The following is a 22,419-nucleotide window of genomic DNA, read 5'->3' as shown; positions in this document are numbered from 1 at the left end:
CAGGTGCCCAGCGGCGAGCAGATGAGCATCGAGCAGTGGCGCGATGGCCAGGCCGGCGAGCGGACGCTGTTGCTGTTCGAACGGAGCGCCCGCCGGACGCGCAACCAGGAGCAGAGATGTGAAAACCGATAGCGCAAGGCCAAGCAGTGGCGGACAACCCCTGGAACACGCCGAGCCGGTGCACAGCCTGCGGATCCTGACGGTGAACACGCACAAGGGCTTCGCCCTGTTCAACCGCCGCTTCATCCTCCATGAGCTGCGCGATGCGGTGCGCAAGGTCTCGGCGGAAGTGGTGTTCCTGCAAGAGGTGCAGGGGGCCCATGCACGCCACTCGCGGCGCTTGCACAACTGGCCGCCGACGCCGCAGTACGAGTTTCTCGCCGACAGCATGTGGAACGACTTCGCCTATGGCCGCAATGCGGTCTACCCGGACGGCGACCACGGCAACGCCCTGCTGTCGAAGTTCCCCATCGTCAGCGAGCGCAACATCGACATCTCGATCGCCGGGCCGGAGTGCCGCGGCCTGCTCCACTGCGTCCTGCAGTTGCCCGCGCAACGCCAGCTGCATGCCATCTGCGTGCACCTGGGGCTGCGCGAGCAGCACCGCCAGCAGCAGCTGCAGCTGCTCTGCGAGTTGCTCGACAGCTTGCCAGCCAAGGTGCCGGTGGTGGTGGCCGGGGACTTCAACGACTGGCGGCTGCGCGCCACGCGCCTGCTGGCGAGCGAGGTTGGGTTGCACGAAGTATTCGAGCGGGCCCATGGCAGGTTCGCCCGGAGTTTTCCGGCACGCTGGCCGTTGCTGCGCCTGGACCGCATCTACGTGCGCAACGCCAGCAGCCATGAGCCGCGGATACTCTCGACCCGGCCCTGGTCGCACCTGTCCGACCACCTGCCGCTGGCGGTGGAGATCCGCCTATGAGGTTTCCCTGGCGCGCAGGCAACCGCCTGAACCTGCTGATCAACGGCGAGGCGTTTTTTCCGCGGGTGTTCGCGGCCATCCGCACGGCCGAACGGGAGGTGCTGATCGAGACCTTTATCCTCTTCGAGGACAAGGTCGGCAGCCAGCTGCAGGCCGAACTGATTGCCGCCGCCGAACGCGGGGTCAGCGTCGAATTGACGGTGGATGGCTATGGCTCCGCCGACCTCAGCGGCGCGTTCGTCACGGCCCTGTGCGAGGTCGGCGTGCGCGTGCACATGTTCGACCCACAACCGCGCCTGCTGGGCATGCGCACCAACCTGTTCCGCCGCATGCACCGCAAACTGGTAGTGATCGATGGCCGCCAGGCCTTCGTCGGCGGGATCAACTTTTCCGCCGATCACCTGGCCGATTACGGCCCAGAGGCCAAACAGGATTACGCCGTCGAGGTCGAAGGCCCGGTGGTGCAGGATATCCAGCAATACGTCCAGGCCATGCTGGTGCCGCCCGAGCGCCTGCGCCGCGGCGGGCCGCGCTGGGCCAGAACCAAGCCAGATAGCCAGGCCGCGGGCCAGGCGCAGTTGACCATCCGCGACAACCGCAAACACCGCAACGACATCGAGCGGCAGTATCTGCTGGCCATCCGCAGCGCGCGCCAGCGCCTGCTGATCGCCAACGCTTACTTCTTTCCCGGCTACCGGCTGCTGCGCGAGATTCGCCGCGCGGCGCTGCGCGGGGTCAGGGTCGAGCTGATCCTGCAGGGCCAGCCGGACATGCCAATCGCCCGCTTCAGTGCCCGGATCCTCTACGACTACCTGCTGCGCGGCGGCGTACGCATCCTCGAGTACGACAGCCGGCCGCTGCACGGCAAGGTGGCTCTGGTCGATGACCAGTGGGCCACCGTCGGTTCCAGCAATCTAGATCCGCTGAGCCTGTCGCTGAACCTGGAGGCCAACCTGATCATCCGCGACCGCACCTTCAATCGGCAGTTGTTCGAGCACCTGCAGGCATTGGCCAGCGAGCATTGCCAGGCGATCAGTCAGGCGCAGTTGGCGCGCTGGACCTTCTGGCGGATGCCGCTGGTGTTCCTCGGTTTCCACTTGCTGCGCCACTTTCCGGCCTGGATCGGCTGGCTGCCGGCGCACACCCCGAAGCTCGCCCTGCTGCAGCCCCATGGGCCGGCCAAGGCGGCGCGCAACGACACCCTGCGGCGCGAACGCCAATGAGCAAGCAACGCCGCCAGGCCCCCGTATCTAGCGCCAGACGCGACTGGCGGGCGCTCGGCAAACGCCTGCTGGGCCTGGGGTTCTTTATCCTGGTGCTGGGCCTGTTGGTCGCCCTCACCCGCCGCCTGGACTGGCAGGAACTGCTCGCGGCGCTGCGCGGCTACCGCACCAGCACCTTGCTCCTGGCCGCGGCCACCGCCTTCGCCAGCTACGCGCTGTACAGCGGCTTCGACCTGATCGGCCGCGCCTATACCCGCCATCACCTGCCGCTCCGGCAGGTCCTGCCGGTCACCTTCGTCTGTTACGCGTTCGGCCTCAATCTCGGTGCCTGGATCGGCAGTATCGGCCTGCGCTTTCGCCTCTACTCGCAGCTTGGCCTGCGTCCGTCCGAGATCACCAAGGTCCTCACCCTCAGCCTGATGACCAACTGGCTGGGTTACAGCGGCCTGCTCGGGGTGGTCCTGGCCTTCGGCCTGATCGTGCCGCCGGCGGGCTGGGAGCTCGGCATCCCCGGCTTGCGCCTGCTCGGTGGCGGGCTGCTGGTCCTGCTGCTGGGCTATCTGCTGCTCTGTGCCTTCTCGCGCCGGCGCTACTGGACGATCCGCGGCCACGAAATCTATCTGCCCTCGCTGGGCATGGGCCTGCTGCAGGTCGCCCTCGGTGCCAGCAACTGGGCGCTGATGGCCCTGGTGCTGAACATCCTGCTGCCGGCCCAACTCGGCTACCCGGCCGTGCTGGGTGCCCTGCTGGTCAGCGCCTTCGCCGGGGTAATCACCCATATCCCGGCCGGGCTCGGCGTAATGGAGGTGGTGTTTATCGCCCTGCTGCAGCAGCAGGCCTCGATCGGCGTGCTACTGGCGGGGTTGATCGGTTACCGGGTGGTCTATTACCTGCTGCCGCTGGCGCTGGCCGGGCTTGGCTATGCGCTGCTCGAAATACAGGCCAAACGCATGCGGCAGAGCAACCAGCACAAGCAGGCGACACTCGACAAGCCTTGAGCAAGGCCGTGCGCCGAGCGGGGTACGCCCATGGGTAGACGTCCCTGCCCCAGGCCAGCACGTGCCAGCCGGTGCGGCGACAACACCCGGCGCAGGGTACCGATCAGACCCTGGATAAAGACGACGGGGTAGGCATAGAGAAGTCCCTTGCGGATCATCGAAACCAAGCACCAAACCGAAATCCGTAGGCTACGCCGCGCCCATGCACGGCCTGACAGCAGGACGGCTGCAAGCAAACCTGGCGTCCGTGCGGACAAAGGCCGCATCAGCTTGACTCGCATACCCGCTGAACTGAAGCTGACCGTACCGCCCCACCTCCCGCGATCAGGCCGAACGGATGCATGCTCTTTCTCCCTCACACCTGTTCCGCCAGCTGACTGCTCCAGCCCTCCGTAGCCCTACGGATGGCTGGAGTCCGAGGTGGCAGGCATGATATTCGCCGTGAAGCCCCTGACGAACATCCGCACCCTGACTCTCTGGTTGGTTCTGTTCTGCCCCGTTGCGACCTGGATCGGCTGGCAGGAGCATGCCGAGCGCTACGAGCGCTTCTTCCAGAGCACCAGCATCGCGCAGCGCATGCTCAGCCAGAAGGTCGTGCAGCACGAGGCGGTGCTGGCCACGCTGGCCGCGCTAGAGCATCCGCCCAGTCCCGAACAGCTGCTGCTCAGCCTGCAGCCGGCCATGCCGCAGCTGCAGGGCCTTGGCTACCTGCGCGATGGGACTTGGGTGGGCAGCAGCGCCTCGCCACCCGGCATGCTGGCCGCGGTCGAACAGGCCCGCCAGGTGGGGCGGCCCGTCACCCTCGCACTGGACCAGTCACGCTACTGGCTGGTCTCCCCATCGAACTGGAGCCTGTTGCTGGACGCCCGGCTATTGATAGCCGCTGCCGACTTCCCCCCCACACTTGGCACCCTGACATTGGATGTGGGGGCCGAACCATTGACGCTGCTGGCGCGCCAGTCCGCGGTTGGCTCAATGGGCTGGGACATGAGCCTGCAAAAAACCTTGGGGGCGCTCAGCCAACCGTTCCCCGTGCACAGCTGGTACCGACTCACGCCCAGCGACTGGCCCTGGACCGAGTGGCTGGCCTGGGCGTTAGCCAGCTATCTGCTGGCCGCCAGCAGCGCGGCCTGGCGGCACTCGCGCGCCGAGGCGCGACGACGCCAGGAAGAGATGCGTCTGGCGGCGATGACACGTCTGAACACCCTGGGAGAAATGGCCGCAGGCATCGCCCACGAATTGAACCAGCCGCTGACGGCCATCCTCGCGCAGGTGCGTGCCGCCGAACGCCTGTTGGATGACGAGGAGGAGCGGCCCGCAGTGCGCCAGGCATTGCTCGCCAGCGCCGGCCAGGCCCGCCGGGCGGCGGACATCATCAGCCGCATGCGCGAGCTGGTGCAGCCCAGCGCGCCCTCGCCACGCGTGGCGGTGGATCCGGATGCCTTGGCGGCTTCGTTGTTGTTCCTGCGTGAAAGGGAGCTGACACGCCGCGGCATCCGCCTGAGCTGGCGCAATGCAAGCCCCGGTGCCAGCCCGCTGGGAGATCGGGTGGCGCTCGAGCAGATCCTGCATAACCTGGTACAGAACGCAGCCGACGCGCTGGCCGATGTGCCGCCGCCCCGCAGCATCGCCCTGAGCGGCGGCTGCGACGGCGCGGGCTATCAATTCAGCGTCAGCGACAACGGCCCCGGCATCCCTGGCGAGGCCTTGCCGCGGCTGTTCGAACCCTTCTACACCACCCGCGCGCAAGGCATGGGACTGGGCCTGGCGCTGTGCGAAACCCTTGCCGGTGCCATGGACGGCCGCCTCACGGCGGACAATCTCGACCCTGTGGGTGCCTGCTTCACGCTGCACCTGCCCCTCGCCGGAGCCGACGTATGAGCCTGCCCGCACACTCCCCGCTGGTTTACCTGGTCGATGATGATGAAGCCGTACGCGATGGCCTTGCGCTGTTGCTGCGCAGCGTCGGGTTGCTCAGCGAGGGGCATGGCGATCCCCAAGCCTTCCTCGCGTCGTTGTCGCCACACTCGATCGGCTGCGTGGTGCTGGACATCCGCATGCCGGGTATCGGCGGGCTGGACGTGCTGGCCAGACTGGCGGAGATTTCCGACCTGCCGGTGGTGATGCTCACCGGTCACGCCAACGTCGACCTGTGCCGCCGCGCCTTCAAGGGCGGGGCCATGGAGTTCCTGCAGAAGCCAGTAGACGCTGACGTCTTCTTGGATGCCGTTCAGGCAGCCGTGCGCAGCCATGTCGCCAGCCGTGAACGCCAGGCAGTGACCCAGGCCGCCGCCGAGCGGTTGGCGCGACTCTCCGGGCGCGAGCACGAGGTCCTGGTGCGTATCGTCCAGGGCATGAGCAATAAGGAAATTGCCCGCGAACTCAATCTATCGCCGCGCACCGTGGAGACCTATCGGGCCAACGTCTTCGACAAACTCGCAGCCGACTCGCTGGCGCAGCTTATCCGCCAGTACGCCGGCCTGCTGGACGCGCCACCTCCGTAGTACTACGGAGTCCCGGGCGTAGTCGGGCGAATACCCTGAAAGATGCGCACTGCTCACACTGGCTACTCCTCAACTCGATTCACGAAAAGGACATAGCCATGCCTCGTTACTCGCTCGCCGCCCTGTTCTGCGCCCTGACTTGCGCCGGTGCCGCCAATGCCGCCGTACTGCAAGAAAACAACCTCTCCAGCGCCGACGCCCAGAAACTGGCGGTCGCCACAGTCGCGGCCTGCCAGGCCAAGGGCTACAACGTCAGTGCCGCAGTGGTGGACCGCGCCGGCCTGCTCAAAGCCTTCGCACGCGCTGACAACGCAGGCCCGCACAGCATCGAAGCCAGCCGCGCCAAGGCCTTCACCGCCGCCTCTGCCAAGACGCCGACCCTGACCATCATGGAAAACGCGCAGAAGAACCCAGGGGCTGCCAACCTGACCGATATCCCGGGCTTCCTACTGCTGGGCGGTGGCGTACCCGTCAAGGCCGGCGATAGCGTGATCGGCGCGATCGGCGTGGCCGGTGCCCCTGGCGGCCACCTGGACGCACAGTGCGCCGACGAAGTTCTGGCCGCCAACGCTGCACTGTTCAAGTAAGAGATTGCGGTCTTAGCGCAGCCTGTCCAACGACTCCGACAGGCTGCGTTGTACTGCCGACAGAAAGTGCTGGGTTCTGCTGCAGCTCCCCTCTCAGCCGTAGATCGCCGGCTCGCGGTAATGCCGTGGGCAGGCCTGGCCGTTGGCGCGGAACAGGTGGCATTTGCTGGCCATCAGGCCGGCGGCGAAGGTCTGCCCGACCGCGACCCGCAGGTTGCCGTCGCCGCGCACCGTAACCATCTCACCGACCCCCTCCAGGGTCAGGTAGATCAGGTTGTGGTCGCCCAGACGCTCGGCCACGGCGACCTCGCCGTGGAAGGCAAAATCGGCCTGTTCGGGAGCCACGAAGTGCTCCGGACGCACGCCCAAGGTCAGCTCCTCGCCGATTTCCACGGCGCTGCCGTCGACCAGCACCGGCATGCGGTAGCCGCCGGGCATCTCGATCTCCACCGCCTCGCTGCTGGCCCTGAGCGCCCTGACCTTGAGGAAGTTCATCTGCGGCGAGCCGAGGAAGCCGGCGACGAACTGGCTCTGCGGATAATGGTAGAGCTGCAGCGGTTGGCCGATCTGGACGATCTCCCCGGCGTTGAGCACCACGATCTTGTCGGCCATGGTCATGGCTTCGACCTGGTCGTGGGTGACGTAGACCATGGTGGCCTTGAGGCGCTGGTGCAGGCGCGAGATCTCGATGCGCATCTGCACCCGCAGGGAGGCGTCGAGGTTCGACAGCGGCTCGTCGAACAGGAACACCTTGGGCTCGCGCACCAGGGTGCGGCCGATGGCCACGCGCTGACGCTGGCCACCGGAGAGGTCCTTGGGCCGGCGCTCGAGCAACTGGTCGAGCTGCAGAATGCGCGATACTTCCTCGACCTTGCGCTGGATCGCGCCCTTGTCGACCTTGGCCAGCTTGAGGCCGAAGGCCATGTTCTCGGCGACCGTCATATGCGGATAAAGCGCGTAGGACTGGAACACCATGCCCACCGACCTGTCCATCGGCGGCAGCTCGTTGACCCGCTGGCCGTCGATCAGCAGATCGCCGGAGCTGATGTCCTCGAGTCCGGCGATCAGCCGCAGCAGGGTCGACTTGCCGCAACCGGACGGACCGACGAAGACCACGAACTCGCCGTCCTCGATGTCCAGGTTGATATCGCGGGTAATCGCGGTGCCGTCGTAGCTCTTGCAGATATTGCGCAGGGTGAGACTAGCCATATGATTTCTCTCCAACAGGGCCGGGCCGAATAGAATCGACCAAGCCGGAACTCGTAGGAGCCAGCTTGCTGGCGATCCTTGCAGATCAAAAACATCGCCAGCCAGGACTAGGCGTCCCCCTGGCTCCTACAAAAGCAATCGCCGTCACCCCAGCAGGCGGGCGAAACCGAAACCGTGGGCCGGCAAGTTTACCCAGCTGCCGAGGAACTCGGCAGTGCTGGCCGGTACGCCGTCGAGCGGCTCGACCATCAGCGGCAGGTCGTAACGGCGCGGCGCGGCACTCATATTGAACAGGCACAGCCAGGCTTGCTCGCCCAGGCGTCGCTCGAACACCAGCAGGCCGTCGTCGTGATAGCGCATGGCGATCTCGCCTTCGATCAACAACGGCTGCTGCTGACGCCAGGCAAGAAACTGCCGGTAGCTGTTGAGCATCGACTGCGCATCCTGCTCCTGCACATCCACCGCCAGCGCTCGATGGCGCTCGGCCAGCGGCAGCCAGGGCTGCTGCGCGGAGAAGCCGGCATAATCGCCCTCGCGGGTCCAGGGCATTGGCGTGCGGCAGCCGTCGCGGCCCTTGAAGTCCGGCCAGAAGCGGATGCCATAGGGATCGACCAGGTCTTCATAGGCCAGCTCGGCTTCGCCCAGGCCCAGCTCCTCGCCCTGGTACAGGCAGACGCTGCCGCGCAACGACAACAGCAGGGCCATCAGCATGCGCGCGCGCGCCGGGCTTTCCTCGCCGGCCAGCGCCCAGCGGCTGATCACCCGCACCACGTCGTGGTTGCCCACCGACCAGCAGGGCCAGCCGTCACCCAGTTCACGCTCGATATTCTCCACCGTGTGGCGGATAAAGGCCGGGCTGCACTGCGCGGTCAGCAGGTCGAAGGAATAGGCCATGTGCAGGGTGTTGCCGCCGCCAGTGTAGGCGGCCATGGTGCGCAGGGAGTTGTCGCAGCCGATCTCCGCCACCGTGGCCGTGCCTGGAAAAGCATCCATCAGCGCGCGCAGGCGGCGCAGGAAGGCGAGGTTTTCCGGCTGGGTCTTGTCGTACAGGTGGCGCTGGTAGGCGTAAGGGTTGTCGGCGCGCACGCCGATGCCGCCTTCGCGGATATCCGGGTTCGGCGGATTGTTACGCAGCTGCAGGTCATGGAAGTAGAAGTTGGCGGCATCCAGGCGGAAGCCGTCGACCCCCAGTTCGAGCCAGAAGCGCATGTCCTCGAGCAACTGCTGCTGCACCGCCTCGCAATGGAAGTTCAGGTCCGGCTGGCTGGCCAGGAAGTTGTGCAGGTAATACTGCTTGCGCCGGCCGTCCCAGCTCCAGGCGGAACCGCCGAACACCGACAGCCAGTTGTTCGGCGGCGTGCCGTCCGGGTTGGGTTCGGCCCAGACGAACCAGTCGGCCTTGGCGTTGTTACGGCTGCTGCGGCTCTCCTTGAACCACTCATGCTGATCCGAGCAGTGGTTGAGCACCTGATCGATGATGACGCGCAGGCCGCGCTCGTGGGCGGCGGCGACCAGCGTCTGGAAGTCCTCCAGGGTACCGAACAGCGGATCGACCCCGCGGTAGTCGCTGACGTCGTAACCGAAATCCTTCATCGGCGAGGTGAAGAACGGCGACAGCCAGATGGCATCGACATTCAGGCTGGCGATGTAGTCGAGCTTGAGCAGCACGCCGGGCAGATCGCCGACACCGTCGTCGTTGCTGTCGAAGAAACTGCGCGGGTAAACCTGATAGATGACGCCACCGCGCCACCAGTCCTTGCGGATAACAGCCATACATCAAAGCCTTATAAGTTCGTAATGACGGCTTCACTCTAGGCAAGGGCGGCATCCGTAACATCCTCCCCGCCGGGCTTTTCGCGGGCGTAGCTTGCATGCGCCTAGGGGGAGGAGTTTTTGCCAACGATCATGCGCGGTGGGCCCTGGTGCGCGCGGCGCACCCTACACAGCGGACCGCGTAGGGTGCGCGGGGCCGCCCAGGCCACGCGCACCGGGGGCGGGGGAAATCGCGCAGGCGTACCCCGCCCTACTCGCCCTGAATCTTGCTCAACAAACTGCGTGCCAGCTGCACCGCCTCGCTGCGCTGGGTGATATTGAGCTTCTGGTAGAGGCTGCGGATATGGGTCTTGATGGTGGTCGGGGCGACATTCAGGTGCTCGGAGATCTGCTCGTTGGACAGCCCGGCGTGGATCAGGCTGAGCACCTGCCATTCGCGCCGGGTCAGCGGCGAATGGCGGATCAGCTCGGGCACGTCGGGGCGGTTGATGATGTCCTGGATCACCGCCTCGTCGAGGGTGATGCGGATCGCCCGGCTGAAGTCGCGCTGCTGCTGGGCCAGCTGGATCAGGCGGTCGGCGCGCTGGCTTTCCAGCTCGTCGAGCTGGCGTTCGTGCTGCAGCGCCTTGAGCATGCCGATCAGCGGCTTGCCCAGGCGCAGGAAGCTGCCGATCACCCCGGTGCTGCTGGCCAGGCGCAGGGCCTGGTGCAGGTGGTCGAGGGCCGCCTGACGCTCCTCGCGCTGCCAGAACAGCTGGGCCTGGAGAATATGGTTGCGGTTCTGGTCCATCACCAGCTGGTGGCGCTCGGCGTCGACCTGCAGCTGGCGCAGGATCGGCAGCGCACGCTCGCCCTGATTCAACGCCAGGTAGGCGCGCACATGGTTGCGCGCATTGCCCTGGGCGAAGTGGTTGGCCCCGGGTTTGAGCGGCGGTGCGGTACTCAGCCACTGCTGGATGCTGTCCTTGTCCTGGGTCGAGTCCCAGTAGGTGAGCATCACCGCATGGGCATTGGCCAGCCAGTCGATATGGTAGTTGTCGCCGGCCAGCAGGCTCTGGATCTTGCCGATATAGTCGGCGCACACGCTCTGCTGGCCGCGGGCGTGGGCAACCCGGGCGAGCAGCACATAGCACTGCAGAAACCAGTGGTCGCCCACCGCATCGAGGATCTCCAGGCCCTGCAGGGCGCACTGTTCCACCGCGTCCAGGTGGTGCCATTCGAGCAGCACCTGGCCGCGCACGCGGTGGATAAATTCCATGATCGGGGTCACCGGCAGCTGTTCCTGCTCGATGTACTGCAGCGCCCGCTCCTGCAGGTTGTAGGCCTTCTGCAGATGGCCCTGGGCGATGGCGATCTCCGACAACTGGCCGAGGCTCCACAGCACCGGGTGGGTGGCATCGATCTGCTGGGCGCGGCGCACGGTTTCCTCATGCTGCTGCTGGGCCTGTTGCAGCTCGCCCTGGACGAAGTGCACCTCGGCCAGCACCGACATCGCCGCCACCCGCGAGGTGCGCATGGTCAGCGGTTCGAAGGCCAGGGCCTCGCGGGCGAAGACCACGGCCTGCTGCAGATCGCCCTGGTTGATCGCCACCTGGGCCCGCACCGCCTTGAAATCGGCCTCGATGCGCTGCCACTGCTCCGGGGTATGCAGGTCCTTCTGCGCCGCTTCGCCGGCCTGCAGCCAGCGCTCGACCTGATCGCTCTGATACTGGTTCTGCGAGGCCCAGGCCTGCAGCAGGGTGAACAGCGGCGACTCGGCGATGGCGCTTTCCGGCAACACCGCCAGGCAACGCTGCAGCAGGGCCAGGCGGCCCTGGCGATAGAACTGGCGGCCGTGACTCTGCAGCACCTGGGTGATGCGCTGCGGGTCACGGGCCAGTACCGCGTGGCGCGCCGCCTCCTCCGGCATCTTCTCCTCCAGCAGCGCCTCGGCGGCGCGCAGGTGCAGTTCGGCGACGCGCTGCGGCTGATGGGTGCTCAGCTCGTTCTGCAGAAAGCAGGCGAACAGCGGGTGGTAGGCGAACCACTGGCGCAGGCTGTCGACGGGCTGGATAAACAGGCCCGCACGCTCCAGCGCCTCGAGCATCTCACGGCCGTTGCAGCTCTCGGTCAGACGGTCGGCCAGGGCCGCGCTGAAGCGCTCGAGCAGGCAGGTGGCCTGGAGGAATTCCTGGGTCGGCGCGTCCAGCCCATCGAGCACCTGCTCGCGCAGGTAATCGCGGATATAGGGATGGCCGAGCTGCAGGCTCTCGAGAAACAGGTCCATGCCGCGCCCGGTCTGCACCTCCTGCTGGGCCAGTTGCAGGGCGCAGGGCCAGCCGCCGATACGCCGGTTGAGGCGCTCGACCTGCTCGCGGTTGATCGCGATCGGCAGGCCCAGCGCCAGCAGTTGCTGCACTTCGTCGTGCTCGAAGGCCAGCAGGCCGGCATCCAGCGCCAGCAGCTGGCGCTTGACCCGCAGCTCGGCGACACCAAGCTCCGGCAGACCGCGGCTGCACACCAGCAGGGTCAGCCACGCCGGGCTGTTGCGCAGAAAGAAGCGCAGCGCGGCGATCAGCTCAGGGTTGCGCAGCACCTCGAACTCGTCGAGTACCAGCAGCAGCGATGGGTGTTCGGCCGGCAACTCGGCGAGCAGGCGGGTGAGCAGACCGTCGAGGTCTTCCTCGCCCCGCTCGGCGCGGGCCAGGCTTTGCGCACAGCCACCGTCGAGGCGGGCATGCAGGGCATTGAGCAGGTAGCGGCCGAACTGCCGCGGGTTATTGTCCTTGTCATCCAGGTTGACCCAGGCCACCGCGCCGGCGAAGGCCGCCGCCCACTGGCTGGCCAGTACCGTCTTGCCGAAACCGCTGGGGGCCTGCAGCACGGCCAGGCGCACCTGGGGCAGGCGTTGCAGCCACTCGTCGAAACGCGGTCGGGCGAGCAGCCCGGGATGCAGGGCCGGCGCACAGAGCTTGGCCGGAATCAGCGGCAGTGGTTGAGCTGATACAGCATTCATACAATCACTCCCGTTAATTGTCTTTGTATCGGGTAGTGCGAATCTTACGCAAATTGCAGGCTCAAGCCTGCGTTATAAACGGCAAAAAACGGCATGCCCAGATAGAAGCCATGCCGGTGGGTCAAGCCCGTACACCGTGCGCACCAATGACCGTGAGGCCACAACCCGTAGGGTGCGCCGTGCGCACCAATTAGAGCCGCGACACCATAATCCGAGTGCAAGCATGGCCACGATGCCAATCCCGATGGTGCGCACGGCGCACCCTACGAAACAGGTTCAAACCGTACACCGTGCGCACCCTACCCTTTCACCCCACCCGCGGTCAGGCCACCGACTATCCACTTCTGGCAGTAGAGGAATACCGCGGTGATCGGCAGGCCGGAGAGCACCGCGGCGGCGGCGAAGTCGCCCCACAGGTAGTTCTGCTCGTAGAGGTACTGCTGGGCACCGACCGACAGGGTCAGCTTGTCCACGTCCATCAGCAGCACCGAGGCGATCGGGTATTCGGTGATGCTGGTGATAAAGGCGAGGATAAACACCACGGCGAGAATCGGCACGCTCATCGGCAGGAGGATATGCACGAAGGCCTGCCAGGTGGTCGCGCCGTCGACGATGGCGGCCTCCTCCAGGGAGGCGTCGATGCTCTCGAAGTAGCCCTTGATGGTCCAGATATGCAGGGCCATGCCGCCCAGCGAGGCGACGATTACCGCGCCGTGGCTGTTCACCCCGAGCCAGCCGGCATGCTTGCCGAGCTGGTCGAACAGGGCATAGATGGCCACCAGCGACAGCACCGGCGGGAACATCTGGAAGATCAGCATGCCCTTGAGGATCGGTCCCTTGCCGGCGAAGCGCATGCGCGCGAAGGCGTAGGCGCTGGTGGTCGACAGCATAAGGATCAGCAGCGAGCTGATCAGGGCGATCTTCAGCGAGTTCCACAGCCAGGTCAGCACCGGGAACGGCGGGTTGAGCACCGTGCCGTTGTCCAGGGTGTAGGGAATGCCCAGGGCCAGGGACCAGTGCTCCAGGGTCGGCTGGTCCGGCAGCAGGCTGCCGGTGGCGAAATTGCCCTCGCGGAAACTGATCGACACCACCATCAGCAGCGGAAACACGATCAGGGCGATAAACCCGAGCAGCCCGGCGTGGGTCAGCCACAGGCGGTATTTCACGGATTTGGGTTGCACCATTGCCATGGACGGATTCCTCAGACTTTGACTTTCGACAGTTTCAGGTTGAGCCAGGCCATGCCGCCGACCACCAGGAAGATCAGGGTGGCGATGGCCGCCGCCAGGGCGAAGTTCTGCCCGGAATCCTGGAAGGCGATGCGGTAGGTGTAGCTCACCAGCAGGTCGGTGGTGCCGGCCGGGGTGGTCGCGCCGATGATGTCCGGACCGCCGCGGGTCAGCAGGGTAATCAGCACGAAGTTGTTGAAGTTGAAGGCGAAGCTGGCGATCAGCAGCGGTGCCAGCGGCTTGATCAGCAGCGGCAGGGTGATCTTCAGCAGGTTGTCCAGGGGCGTCGCGCCGTCCATCGCGGAGGCCTCGTAGAGGTCGCGCGGAATGGCCTGCAGCAGGCCCATGCACAGCAGCAGCATGTAGGGGTAGCCGAGCCAGGTGTTGACCAGCAGGATCATGCTGCGCGCCAGGGTCGGGTCGCTGAACCAGTCCGGGCGCACGCCGAACAGGCTGTCGAGCATCAGGTTGATCTCGCCGAAGTTCTGGTTGAACAGGCCGCGAAACACCAGGATCGAGATAAAGGCCGGCACCGCATAGGGCAGGATCAGCATGACCCGGTAGAACGCCTTGCCACGCACCAGGTCCCACTGCAGCAGGCTGGCCAGGACCAGACCCAGGGCCAGGGTGAAGAGCACGGTGAGGCCGGCGAAGGCCACGGTCCAGACGAAGATCTCGAGGAAGGGGTCGCGGATGCTCGGCTCGCTCAGCACCCGGGCGAAGTTGCTCCAGCCGGCGTACACGGTGAAACCGGGGGCTACCTTGCTGCCGTGGCTGTCGACATAGAAACCGCTGCTGCGATCCACTTCCAGGCGTTCACTGCTGCGGGTATTGAGCAGGTCGCCGTTTTCCAGCAGGCGGTACAGCGGCTTGACCGCCGCCACCTCGCGCAGGCCATAGAGGCGCAGCAGCTCGCCCTCGGTACCGCGCAACACCCACTGTTCCAGTTCGCCACGGCGCTGGATCACCTCGCGCAACGGCAAGGCTTCGGCCAGGCTCACGGCACTTTCCGGCAGCAGCTCCAGCGGTTCGCTGAGCAGCGGATCGCCCTGCAGCGGCGGCGAGACGAATACGCCCTGCTCGCCCTGGTCCACCCGCAGGCGCAGCGCGCCGGTCTCATCGGGATGCAGGCTGAAGGCGAAGCGCTCGCCGGCCAGGTAGGTCTGATTGAGGTGATAGCGCTGCACCTGCTCGAAACTCAGCAGGTTGGTCGCGCTGTAATTGGTAAAGCCGATGCCCACCGTGTACAGCAGCGGAAAGATCACGAACACCAGCATGCCCGCCACCGCCGGGTAGATATAGCGGTGGGCATAGGCTTTCTTGCTGATAAACACGTAACTGGCGATACCGGTGACCACCAACCCGAGCAGGGCGAAGGCGACCTGCTGCTGGGCGTAGAGCGCCACCACCAGGTACAGCGCCAGGGCGTTGAACAGCCCCCAGACAGACCAGCGCAGGGGCTGACGCAGGCGGGCAAAAGCGGAGGGTCGGGTCATGGCAGGGCTGACCGGTGCGATTGGAAATTCCAGGGCTGACATCTTGTTATAGCCTCAAGCAAGGCGGTTGCCGACGTTCCACGTCGGCAACCGCCGGTTGTCACTTGGCGATACGCTTGGCAGCGTCATCCAGCGCAGCGTCCACGGTCTGGCGACCGGAGGTGATATTGGTCAGCGCCGGGGCCATGGCCGACCAGAAGCTGCCCATTTCCGGGACATTGGGCATCGGCCGGCCCATGGCGGCGTTGTCGAAGGTGGCCTTGATCAACGGATCCTTGGCCAGCTCGGCCATATAGGCCTTGTTCGGCACCGCGCCCAGGGGCACATCGGCATTGACCGTCTTCAGCCCCTCGACCTGTAGCAGGTAGCTCTCGAGGAACTCCACGGCCAGGGCCTGGTTGGGGCTGGCGGCGTTCAGGGTCGCGGCCATCACGCCGGTGAACGGCCGGCTGGCGGCCTCGCCCACGGCGGGGATCGGCGCGACGCCGAAGTCGATACCGCTCTTCTGGATATTCGACCAGGCCCAGGGCCCGCTGATAAACATCGCCGACTCGCCTTTGTTGAAGGCTGCCTCGGCCGCACTGTAATCCGCGCCCTTGGGCATCACTCCGGCATCGATCAGTTGCTTGAGCACGGCCGCACCCTGCTTGGCTCCGGCGCTATTGACCCCGGTCTGGCTGACGTCGTAACCGCCGTCCACTTCGGCGAAGGCATAACCGCCGTTGGCCGCCAGCAGTGGCCAGGTGAAGTAGGTGTTGTTGTAGTCCCAGAGAATTGCGCGCTTGCCGTCTTTGGCCAGCTCGACGTTGAGCGCCAGCACCTCGTCGAAGGTTTTCGGCGGGGTCGGCACCAGCGCCTTGTTGTAGATCAGGCCGGTGGCTTCGACCGCCATGGGGTAGCCCCACAGCTTGCCCTGGTAGGTCACCGCGTCCCAGGCGAAGTCCTCGATCTCGGCCTTGTTCTTGGCACTCGGGTTGATCGGTGCGATCAGCCCGCTCTGCGCCCACTCGCCGAGGCGATCGTGGGCCCAGATAAAGATATCCGGGCCGTTGCCGGTGGCGGCGGCCTGCTGGAACTTGTCGGTGGCGCTGTCGGGATGCGCCACCTCGACCTTGATCCCGGTGTCGGCGGTGAACTTCTCGCCAACCTGGGCCAGGCCCTTGTAGCCCTTGTCGCCGTTGATCCAGATAACCAGCTTGCCTTCTTCGATGGCCGCCTGGGCCGCTAGCGGCAGGCCCAGGGTGACGGCCAGGCCGATGGCAGCAGTAAGCAATTTCTTCTTCATAGGTGAGAGTCCTCGTGGCTTCTTATTGTTGATCCACAACCGCTGCAGGCCGGTGGATAGTCGCGCAGCCCTTGCATCCTCGGGCAGAAACACAGGCGCCACATCCTCCCCCGGTGCAGCTCGCGAGGGCGTAGAGACGGGGGCGTAGTCTGCCAGCCGCAGGCGAAAAAAAGTATGCGCGCCGGCCCTGTCCCCGCCTGCCGCAGGCGGCAAAAAGCGACTCCAATGGCGGCTCAACCGCACCGGGAGAAGTTTATGCGCCGCTCGTCACTGCTGCTCGCCAGCCTGCTTATCGCCCTGCTCAGTCCTCTCGCCCTGGCTGCCCCGCAGCTGCAGGCCTGGCTCGAGCAACAGCCCCTGCCACTGCGCTGGCAAAGCGAGGCCGGACAGCGTTACAGCAGCGAACTGGAACTGCAGCCAGGCCTGTTGGCTTTGCGTGGCCCCGCCAGTGCCGAGCCGGCGCAGGCCCTGGCGCTCTATCAGCGTCAGGCCTGGCAGGCCGACAGCCACCTGAGCTTGCAGGTGCCGACGGCCGGACGCTATCGCCTGCTGTTCCAGGACGGCGACGACGCCCACCTGCGCCTGCTCCCGGTCAAAGCGCAGGCCACCCGCCAGGTGGCCTGTACAGCTTGGCAGGGCCAGGCCCTGGGCGTCGACGTCAGCCGGGTATTTGCCGACGGCCAGCAGCTGCGCGATGCCTATAGCGGGCAACTGGCGACGGTCGAAGACGGCCAGGTGCGGATGACTCCGGCTCCCCACAGCGGCGGCCTGCTGTTGCTCGAAGCCGCCGCGGCGCAAACCAAGCCGGCCCACGACTGGCGCAACGCCACGGTGTATTTCGCCCTCACCGACCGCTTCGCCAACGGCGACCCGAGCAACGACCGCAGCTACGGTCGCCAGCCCGACGGCGAGCAGGAAATCGGCACCTTCCACGGCGGCGACCTCAAGGGCCTCACCGGCCAGCTCGACTACCTGCAGCAGCTGGGCGTCAACGCCCTGTGGCTCAGCGCGCCCTATGAGCAGATCCACGGTTGGGTCGGCGGCGGCGACCAGGGCGACTTTCGTCACTACGCCTATCACGGCTACTACGCCCTGGATTTCACCCGCCTGGACGCCAATATGGGCAGCGAGAACGAGCTGCGCGAACTGATCGCCCAAGCCCACGCCCGCGGCATCCGCGTGCTGTTCGATGTGGTGCTCAACCACCCCGGCTACTCGACCCTGGCCGATATGCAGGAATTCGGCCTCGGTGCCCTGCGGGGCGGCATGAGCCAATACCTGCCGCCGCGCTGGAGCGACTGGCAACCTTCGAGCTACGAGAACCTGCACGCCTACCACAACCTGCTCGACTACCAGCATCCGGACTGGAACCAGTGGTGGGGCAAGGACTGGCTGCGCGCCGGCATCGCCGACTACGATCAGCCGCCCAGCGTGCTGGTCGATCCGCTCAAGGGCTCGCTGGCGTTTCTGCCCGACTTCAAGACCGAGAGCGAACAGGCCGTGGCACTGCCGCCCTTTCTGCTGCGCAAGGCCGACACCCGCGCGGTGCCGCGTGAGGGCTATCGGGTGCGCGACTACCTGGTGGAATGGCTGACCTTCTGGGTGCGCGAATTCGGCGTCGACGGCTTTCGCGCCGACACCGTCAAGCATGTCGAGCTGGACACCTGGGCGGCGCTGCGCCGGGCGGCCGACCAGGCCCGTGCCGAGTGGTCGGCCGCCAACCCCCTTGATCCCATGAGCGGCAGCCCGTTCTGGATGGTCGGCGAAGTGTTCGGCCACGGCCCGCAGAGCAACGTCTACCAGAACAACGGCTTCGACGCCCTGATCAACTTCGCCTTCCAGGGCGAGCTGGCGGCCAAGGCCAGCGACTGCCTGAGCCAGGCCGATCGCGGCTACGACGAATACGCCGGACTGCTGCAGAACGATCCCGGGCACAATTTTATGAGCTACGCCTCCTCCCACGACACCTCGCTGTTCTTCGCCGAACAGAACAACGACCTGGCGCGCCAGCAGGGTCTGGCCGCGGCCCTGCTGCTCAGCCCCGGCGCGGTGCAGATCTACTACGGCGACGAAAGCGCCCGCCCCCTCGGCCCCAGCGGCTCCGACCCACAGCAGGGCACCCGCTCGCCGATGAACTGGGCGGCGCACCAGCAGCCGCCCATCGCTGCCCTGCTCGAGCACTGGCGCATCCTCGGCCAGTTCCGCGCGCGCCACCCGGCCATCGGGGCCGGCAGCCACCAACGGCTGTCCAGCCAGCCCTACGCCTTCGTCCGTCGCCTCGGCGAGGACAAGGTGGTGATCGTCCAAGGCCCGTGATGCACCACAACCCGTAGGGTGCGCCGTGCGCACCACTTTCTACTCGGTATTACCATGACCCCGGAACAACAACGCCAACAAGCCCAACTGACCTTCGCCAACAGCCACGCCGACATCCAGGTCGGCCAGGCCGCCGACTGTCCGCTGCCCATCGAACAACTGCTGGCCACCACCGCCGCCAGCCCCTGGGTGCGTCGCCACTTCGCCAGCGGCCTGACCGCCGAGGTCTACCAGATCGAGGCTGGCGGCAGGCTCTGGACCCTCAAGCGCGCGCGGGCGCAATGCAAGGTGCAGAACCTCAACGGCCAGACCTCCTTTCTCAACGAGGTGCAGCGCCGCGCCGAGCTACAGGCCCTGAAACAGCAGCCGGCCTGGGGCGCAGCATTGAGCGGGATAGTCGCCACCCAGTACGCCAGCTACCGCCAGGGCCTGCTGCTGTCGCCCTGGATCGCCGGCGAGGCCGTTCAGGAGTGGGACGAGCGCCGTCTGCTGCAGCTGTTCGCCAGCCTCTCGGCGCTGCTGCAACTGGGCTTCTTCGACTGGGACCTGTGCCCGGGCAACCTGCTCGACGACGGCCGGATCCGCCTGTTCGATTTCGGCTATATGTACCGCTTCGACCCCTTGCGCGCCTGCAACAGCAACGGCCTGCTGACCCCGCAATGCCACGCTGCCGAACGCTTCGAAACCCGCAGCTACTACGCCTACCTGCTCGACCTGGAACAGCGCCAGGGTAGCGCCGCCGCCCTCAGCGCCCTGGCGCTGGAAAAACGCATCGCCCTGGAGTGCTACCAACACCTGCGCCAGACCCTGGCCCGGCGCGGGGCAAGCAGCGACGTATTGACCTGGCTGGATGGCATTATCGGCGACTGGCAGCAGGCCCTGCGCCACGACCTCGCCCGCCTCTACCTGCGCGAAGCCTGGCGCTCACACTGGAGCGACCTGGACGACGACCTGCAAGGCCAGACCTGCACGCCCCTGACCCTGCAACGCCTGGATTGGCTGACCGATTGCCTCGACGCTCAGGCTAGGGACTTGCAACGCCTGGACCTGCTGCAAGGCAGGCCTGTGGCGGCCTGGCGACAACAACTTGAACAGGCACGGCAACAGGCCATGGCCTGGCAGGTCGGCGGTTAACCCCGGTGCGCGCAGCGCACCCTACGGAAGCCACCCCGACAGCGCATTGCGTAGGGTGCGCGTCGCGCACCGCGACTTGCGCGGTCATTCGCCGAACGCGCCCTCCGCGTCCCCGGTTCCGCCCCAATCCGCCGGGTAAACGCCTTCGCGCACCAGACGGTGATAGCTCGACCAGGGCCAGTCGGCCACCCGCTCGACCAGGCCATGGCGCACCGGGTTCCAGTGCAGGTAATCCAGGTGCCGGCGGCAATCCTCCTCGTCGCGAATACGGTGCTCCCAGAAGCGCCGTTGCCATAGCCTGGACTCGCGGCGCAGGCAGCGGCTCAGGCTGATCGCCCCCGGCGCGCGGGGCAGCGCCGGGCTGGTAAGGCGTTTGATCAGCGACCAGCGCAGGCCGAAGTCGGCATCGCCCGCGGGCAGCTGCCACAGGCAATGCAGGTGATCGGGCAATAACACCCAGCCGGCAATAGTGAAGGGATAACGCTGACGCACCTGGACGATGGCCAGGTGCAGGGCTTCGCGCAGCCTCGGCTGGGTCAGCACGGGCTGGCGCTGCTCGGTCGTCAGGGTAAAGAAATAGCAGGCACCCGGATCCCGGGCACGGCGGTAGTCGGACATTCCCTGTCTCCTCGACGTTGATCGCCCCGCAAGGATAGGCCATGGTGCGCACGGCGCACCCTCCATATGGATCGCGCCGGATGCCGTAGGGTGCGCCGTGCGCACCGGGCGTTGCACCTCAGGTCAGGTAACGGCCGCACAGCGCCTGCTGTTCGGCGACCATTGCCGCCTGGCGCACGCTGGTTTCGCTGATGCCGACGAGGCGCTGCATATTGCACTCGGCCACCGAGTGAATGGCATGCATGCTGCGCGTCACCTCCTCGGCCGCCTGTTGCTGCTGGGCGGTGGCCTGGCTGATCTGTCGCGACATGCCGGCGATATCACCGACCTGCTCGCGAATCTGTTGCATCACGCCGTCGGCCTGACCGACCTGGACGAGGTTGGCCTGCATGCGCTGGCGGCTCAGCTCCACCGACTGCACCGCCAGCTGGATACCCTGGACCAGACGCTCGATACGCGACTGGATCTCCCCGGTCGAGCTGGCCGTGCGCAGGGCCAAGTTGCGCACCTCATCGGCGACCACGGCAAAGCCTCGGCCCTGTTCGCCGGCGCGGGCGGCCTCGATCGCGGCGTTCAGGGCGAGCAGGTTGGTCTGCTCGGCGATGCCGCGAATCACCTCGAGGATCTGCCCGATCTGGGCACTGAAGGCTTCGACCTTGGCGATTTCGTCCACGCTGCCCTGCAGCTGCTCGGCCAGTTCGCGGGTGCTGCCGATGGTGCCGGTCATGATGCGGCTGCCGTCGCTGACACGATCCTCGACGTTGCCAACCCGTTCGGCCGTGTCTTCGGCATGCCGGGCGACCTCGGCGAAGCTTGACTCCAGCTGGGTCAGGCTGGTCGCCAGCGCACCGATGCTCGAGCGCTGCTGCTCCAGGCCCTGACGCGCCTCGGCGCAGGAACCGGTATTGCTGCGGGCGATGGCGTCCTGTTGGTTGGCAGCACGGCCCAACCGGGCCAGGGCATCACGCAGGTTGCCGGCGACCCGGTTGACGTCCGCCGCGACCCGGCCGAACTCATCCGCGCGGCGATAATCGCACTGGCCGCGCAGGTCACCCTCGGCCAGCCGGTTCAACGCACCGGAAACCGCACCCAAAGCCCGACGCATGGTGCGGCTGAGCCACAGGCCCATGCTCAGGGCGATGCCGAGCGACAGCGCGGCCAGCCACAGCAGGCGGTCGAAACCGCTGCGATAGGTCGCCCGCGCCTGCTCAAGCTGGGCCTGGGCGTCCCCCTCGCCCGCCTCGATCAGCCGCTCGACCTGCTCGCCCATCTGCCCCTGCAACCCCTGCAGTAGGCCCTTGCGCTCGAGGTTGCGCTGCTTGTCGGCGAGCCAGCCGGCGTATTGGGCCAGGGTGCCCTGGCCGTCGAGGAGGATGTTGCGCTCGATCTCGGCAAATTCGCCCAGGTAGGTGTGGGCGTAGTCGGTGCGGCTGTCCTGATGCGGCTTGAGGTCGTCGAGCACGCTGGCCAACTTCTTGTGCAGGTTCGGCAGGCGCTCCCGGACCTTGACCTCGGCCTGCGCCAGGCGCTGCGACGATGCGCTGCCGACGGCATCGAAGACCAGGGCCTCGACCTGTTCCAGGGGAATGATGAACTGCTTGAGCGAGTAGGCAACGTAGTCGTCCTTGGTGTCGGCCTGCACCCGGAGCAGGTCCTGCTTGAAGCGCGACAGCTGCAACTGCAGGTCGCGCAGCGCCACCGCAGTCTTGTCGACCCGCTCCAGCAACTGGCGCTGCGCCTGCAGCAGCGCCAGGCTCTGCGCATCCAGCTGCGGCAGCAGCTGCACCAGCAGCGCCAGGGCCGGCTGGTCCGGGCTGCTGTCACTGTCGTGCATGCGCTCTAGGCGCGTGGCGACCTGCTCGGCGCGCTGCCGGTGCTCGGCGGCGAACGCCTCGAGATCCTCGGCGCGCTCGGCACCGAGGGCATTGGAAATATTCTGGGTCAGGCCCTGCAGGGCGCTGAAAAAGTTCTGGCTGGCCTGCAGCCGCGCAGCGGTGTGCGCGAGGCGCTCACTGTTGCCCTGCAGGTCGGCGATGGCGGCCAGGCTGCTGCCGCCCAACAACACCAGCAACAGCGCCAGTGCCGCGATAAGTAGGTAGAGCCGGGACAGGAAGCCGAACTCGGGCGCGGCGA

At 66.5% G+C, this 22,419-nt stretch carries 16 protein-coding genes and 1 pseudogene; 8 read left to right on the top strand and 9 right to left on the bottom strand.

The features are described from left to right. The first annotated feature begins 118 nt into the window (after positions 1-118). From AACY13_RS06815 to AACY13_RS06790, 6 genes are all read left to right on the top strand, one after another. Positions 119-919, top strand: coding sequence for an endonuclease/exonuclease/phosphatase family protein (locus AACY13_RS06815; RefSeq protein WP_339460285.1), 801 nt, complete (start codon positions 119-121; stop codon positions 917-919). Beyond that, positions 916-2,142, top strand: coding sequence for a cardiolipin synthase ClsB (gene clsB / locus AACY13_RS06810; protein WP_339460284.1), 1,227 nt, complete (start codon positions 916-918; stop codon positions 2,140-2,142). The genes AACY13_RS06815 and clsB overlap by 4 nt, the downstream gene beginning before the upstream one ends. After that, positions 2,139-3,140 carry a lysylphosphatidylglycerol synthase domain-containing protein gene (locus tag AACY13_RS06805; RefSeq protein WP_339460282.1) on the top strand — a complete coding sequence of 334 codons (1,002 nt, stop codon included), beginning with the start codon at positions 2,139-2,141 and terminating at the stop codon, positions 3,138-3,140. The genes clsB and AACY13_RS06805 overlap by 4 nt, the downstream gene beginning before the upstream one ends. Positions 3,141-3,569: 429 nt before the next feature. Further along, complete coding sequence (locus tag AACY13_RS06800) at positions 3,570-5,021, top strand: sensor histidine kinase (RefSeq protein ID WP_339460280.1); 1,452 nt, start codon at positions 3,570-3,572, stop codon at positions 5,019-5,021. After that, entirely contained in the window at positions 5,018-5,644 is a 627-nt protein-coding gene (locus AACY13_RS06795) for a response regulator transcription factor (protein WP_339460279.1), read from the top strand. Before AACY13_RS06800 ends, AACY13_RS06795 begins: the two co-directional genes overlap by 4 nt. A 98-nt stretch (positions 5,645-5,742) precedes the next feature. After that, positions 5,743-6,231 carry a GlcG/HbpS family heme-binding protein gene (locus AACY13_RS06790; protein WP_339460278.1) on the top strand — a complete coding sequence of 163 codons (489 nt, stop codon included), beginning with the start codon at positions 5,743-5,745 and terminating at the stop codon, positions 6,229-6,231. A gap of 93 nt (positions 6,232-6,324) precedes the next feature. Here AACY13_RS06790 and malK read toward each other — a convergent pair whose 3' ends face one another. The 6 genes from malK to malE all read right to left on the bottom strand — a co-directional run bounded on the left by malK (position 6,325) and on the right by malE (position 16,218). Next, the gene (malK, locus tag AACY13_RS06785; RefSeq protein WP_339460276.1) at positions 6,325-7,440 is read right to left on the bottom strand and encodes a maltose/maltodextrin ABC transporter ATP-binding protein MalK; all 1,116 of its coding nucleotides are present in this window, start codon (positions 7,438-7,440) and stop codon (positions 6,325-6,327) included. A gap of 144 nt (positions 7,441-7,584) precedes the next feature. Further along, positions 7,585-9,213, bottom strand: coding sequence for an alpha-glucosidase (locus AACY13_RS06780; RefSeq protein ID WP_339460275.1), 1,629 nt, complete (start codon positions 9,211-9,213; stop codon positions 7,585-7,587). Between the two features lie 250 nt (positions 9,214-9,463). Next, on the bottom strand, positions 9,464-12,208 hold the full coding sequence (gene malT, locus AACY13_RS06775; protein WP_339460274.1) for an HTH-type transcriptional regulator MalT: 2,745 nt from the start codon (positions 12,206-12,208) through the stop codon (positions 9,464-9,466). Positions 12,209-12,507: 299 nt separating this feature from the next. Next, complete coding sequence (malG, locus tag AACY13_RS06770) at positions 12,508-13,398, bottom strand: maltose ABC transporter permease MalG (RefSeq protein WP_339460272.1); 891 nt, start codon at positions 13,396-13,398, stop codon at positions 12,508-12,510. 11 nt (positions 13,399-13,409) lie between these two features. Continuing rightward, positions 13,410-14,933, bottom strand: coding sequence for a maltose ABC transporter permease MalF (malF, locus tag AACY13_RS06765; RefSeq protein WP_445262539.1), 1,524 nt, complete (start codon positions 14,931-14,933; stop codon positions 13,410-13,412). 100 nt (positions 14,934-15,033) lie between these two features. Continuing rightward, positions 15,034-16,218 (bottom strand): maltose/maltodextrin ABC transporter substrate-binding protein MalE, encoded by a 1,185-nt coding sequence (gene malE, locus AACY13_RS06760; protein ID WP_339460270.1) that lies wholly within the window; start codon positions 16,216-16,218, stop codon positions 15,034-15,036. Between the two features lie 255 nt (positions 16,219-16,473). Here malE and AACY13_RS06755 point away from each other — a divergent pair, with 255 nt between their 5' ends. Then, positions 16,474-18,534, top strand: a complete 2,061-nt coding sequence (locus AACY13_RS06755; RefSeq protein ID WP_339460269.1) for an alpha-amylase — start codon at positions 16,474-16,476, stop codon at positions 18,532-18,534. A 54-nt stretch (positions 18,535-18,588) separates the two neighbouring features. Next, the gene (locus AACY13_RS06750) at positions 18,589-19,668 is read left to right on the top strand and encodes a hypothetical protein (protein WP_339460267.1); all 1,080 of its coding nucleotides are present in this window, start codon (positions 18,589-18,591) and stop codon (positions 19,666-19,668) included. An 84-nt stretch (positions 19,669-19,752) separates the two neighbouring features. Here the strand turns inward: AACY13_RS06750 and AACY13_RS06745 are convergent, their stop codons facing one another. The 3 genes and pseudogenes from AACY13_RS06745 to AACY13_RS22635 all read right to left on the bottom strand — a co-directional run. Then, positions 19,753-20,286 carry an REP-associated tyrosine transposase gene (locus AACY13_RS06745; protein ID WP_339460265.1) on the bottom strand — a complete coding sequence of 178 codons (534 nt, stop codon included), beginning with the start codon at positions 20,284-20,286 and terminating at the stop codon, positions 19,753-19,755. Positions 20,287-20,404: 118 nt separating this feature from the next. Continuing rightward, on the bottom strand, positions 20,405-21,235 hold the full coding sequence (locus AACY13_RS22640; protein ID WP_445262552.1) for a methyl-accepting chemotaxis protein: 831 nt from the start codon (positions 21,233-21,235) through the stop codon (positions 20,405-20,407). 24 nt (positions 21,236-21,259) lie between these two features. Next, positions 21,260-21,415: pseudogene (locus tag AACY13_RS22635) on the bottom strand (HAMP domain-containing protein); the annotation flags it as partial. Positions 21,416-22,419 lie beyond the last annotated feature (1,004 nt).

Source organism: Pseudomonas sp. EA_105y_Pfl2_R69 (assembly GCF_963970915.1).
GTDB lineage: Bacteria > Pseudomonadota > Gammaproteobacteria > Pseudomonadales > Pseudomonadaceae > Aquipseudomonas.
This window is presented reverse-complemented; position numbering and strand designations above follow the sequence as displayed.

What these genes read in the sequence shown, in the direction of transcription:
- AACY13_RS06750 (WP_339460267.1), top strand. Translation starts at nt 18,589, where the DNA reads ATGACCCCGGAACAACAACGCCAACAAGCCCAACTGACCTTCGCCAAC.
- AACY13_RS06780 (WP_339460275.1), bottom strand. Translation starts at nt 9,213, where the DNA reads ATGGCTGTTATCCGCAAGGACTGGTGGCGCGGTGGCGTCATCTATCAG.
- AACY13_RS06795 (WP_339460279.1), top strand. Translation starts at nt 5,018, where the DNA reads ATGAGCCTGCCCGCACACTCCCCGCTGGTTTACCTGGTCGATGATGAT.
- AACY13_RS06745 (WP_339460265.1), bottom strand. Translation starts at nt 20,286, where the DNA reads ATGTCCGACTACCGCCGTGCCCGGGATCCGGGTGCCTGCTATTTCTTT.
- malG (WP_339460272.1), bottom strand. Translation starts at nt 13,398, where the DNA reads ATGGCAATGGTGCAACCCAAATCCGTGAAATACCGCCTGTGGCTGACC.
- clsB (WP_339460284.1), top strand. Translation starts at nt 916, where the DNA reads ATGAGGTTTCCCTGGCGCGCAGGCAACCGCCTGAACCTGCTGATCAAC.
- AACY13_RS06800 (WP_339460280.1), top strand. Translation starts at nt 3,570, where the DNA reads ATGATATTCGCCGTGAAGCCCCTGACGAACATCCGCACCCTGACTCTC.
- malE (WP_339460270.1), bottom strand. Translation starts at nt 16,218, where the DNA reads ATGAAGAAGAAATTGCTTACTGCTGCCATCGGCCTGGCCGTCACCCTG.
- malT (WP_339460274.1), bottom strand. Translation starts at nt 12,208, where the DNA reads ATGAATGCTGTATCAGCTCAACCACTGCCGCTGATTCCGGCCAAGCTC.
- AACY13_RS06755 (WP_339460269.1), top strand. Translation starts at nt 16,474, where the DNA reads ATGCGCCGCTCGTCACTGCTGCTCGCCAGCCTGCTTATCGCCCTGCTC.
- AACY13_RS06790 (WP_339460278.1), top strand. Translation starts at nt 5,743, where the DNA reads ATGCCTCGTTACTCGCTCGCCGCCCTGTTCTGCGCCCTGACTTGCGCC.
- malK (WP_339460276.1), bottom strand. Translation starts at nt 7,440, where the DNA reads ATGGCTAGTCTCACCCTGCGCAATATCTGCAAGAGCTACGACGGCACC.
- AACY13_RS06805 (WP_339460282.1), top strand. Translation starts at nt 2,139, where the DNA reads ATGAGCAAGCAACGCCGCCAGGCCCCCGTATCTAGCGCCAGACGCGAC.
- malF (WP_445262539.1), bottom strand. Translation starts at nt 14,933, where the DNA reads ATGACCCGACCCTCCGCTTTTGCCCGCCTGCGTCAGCCCCTGCGCTGG.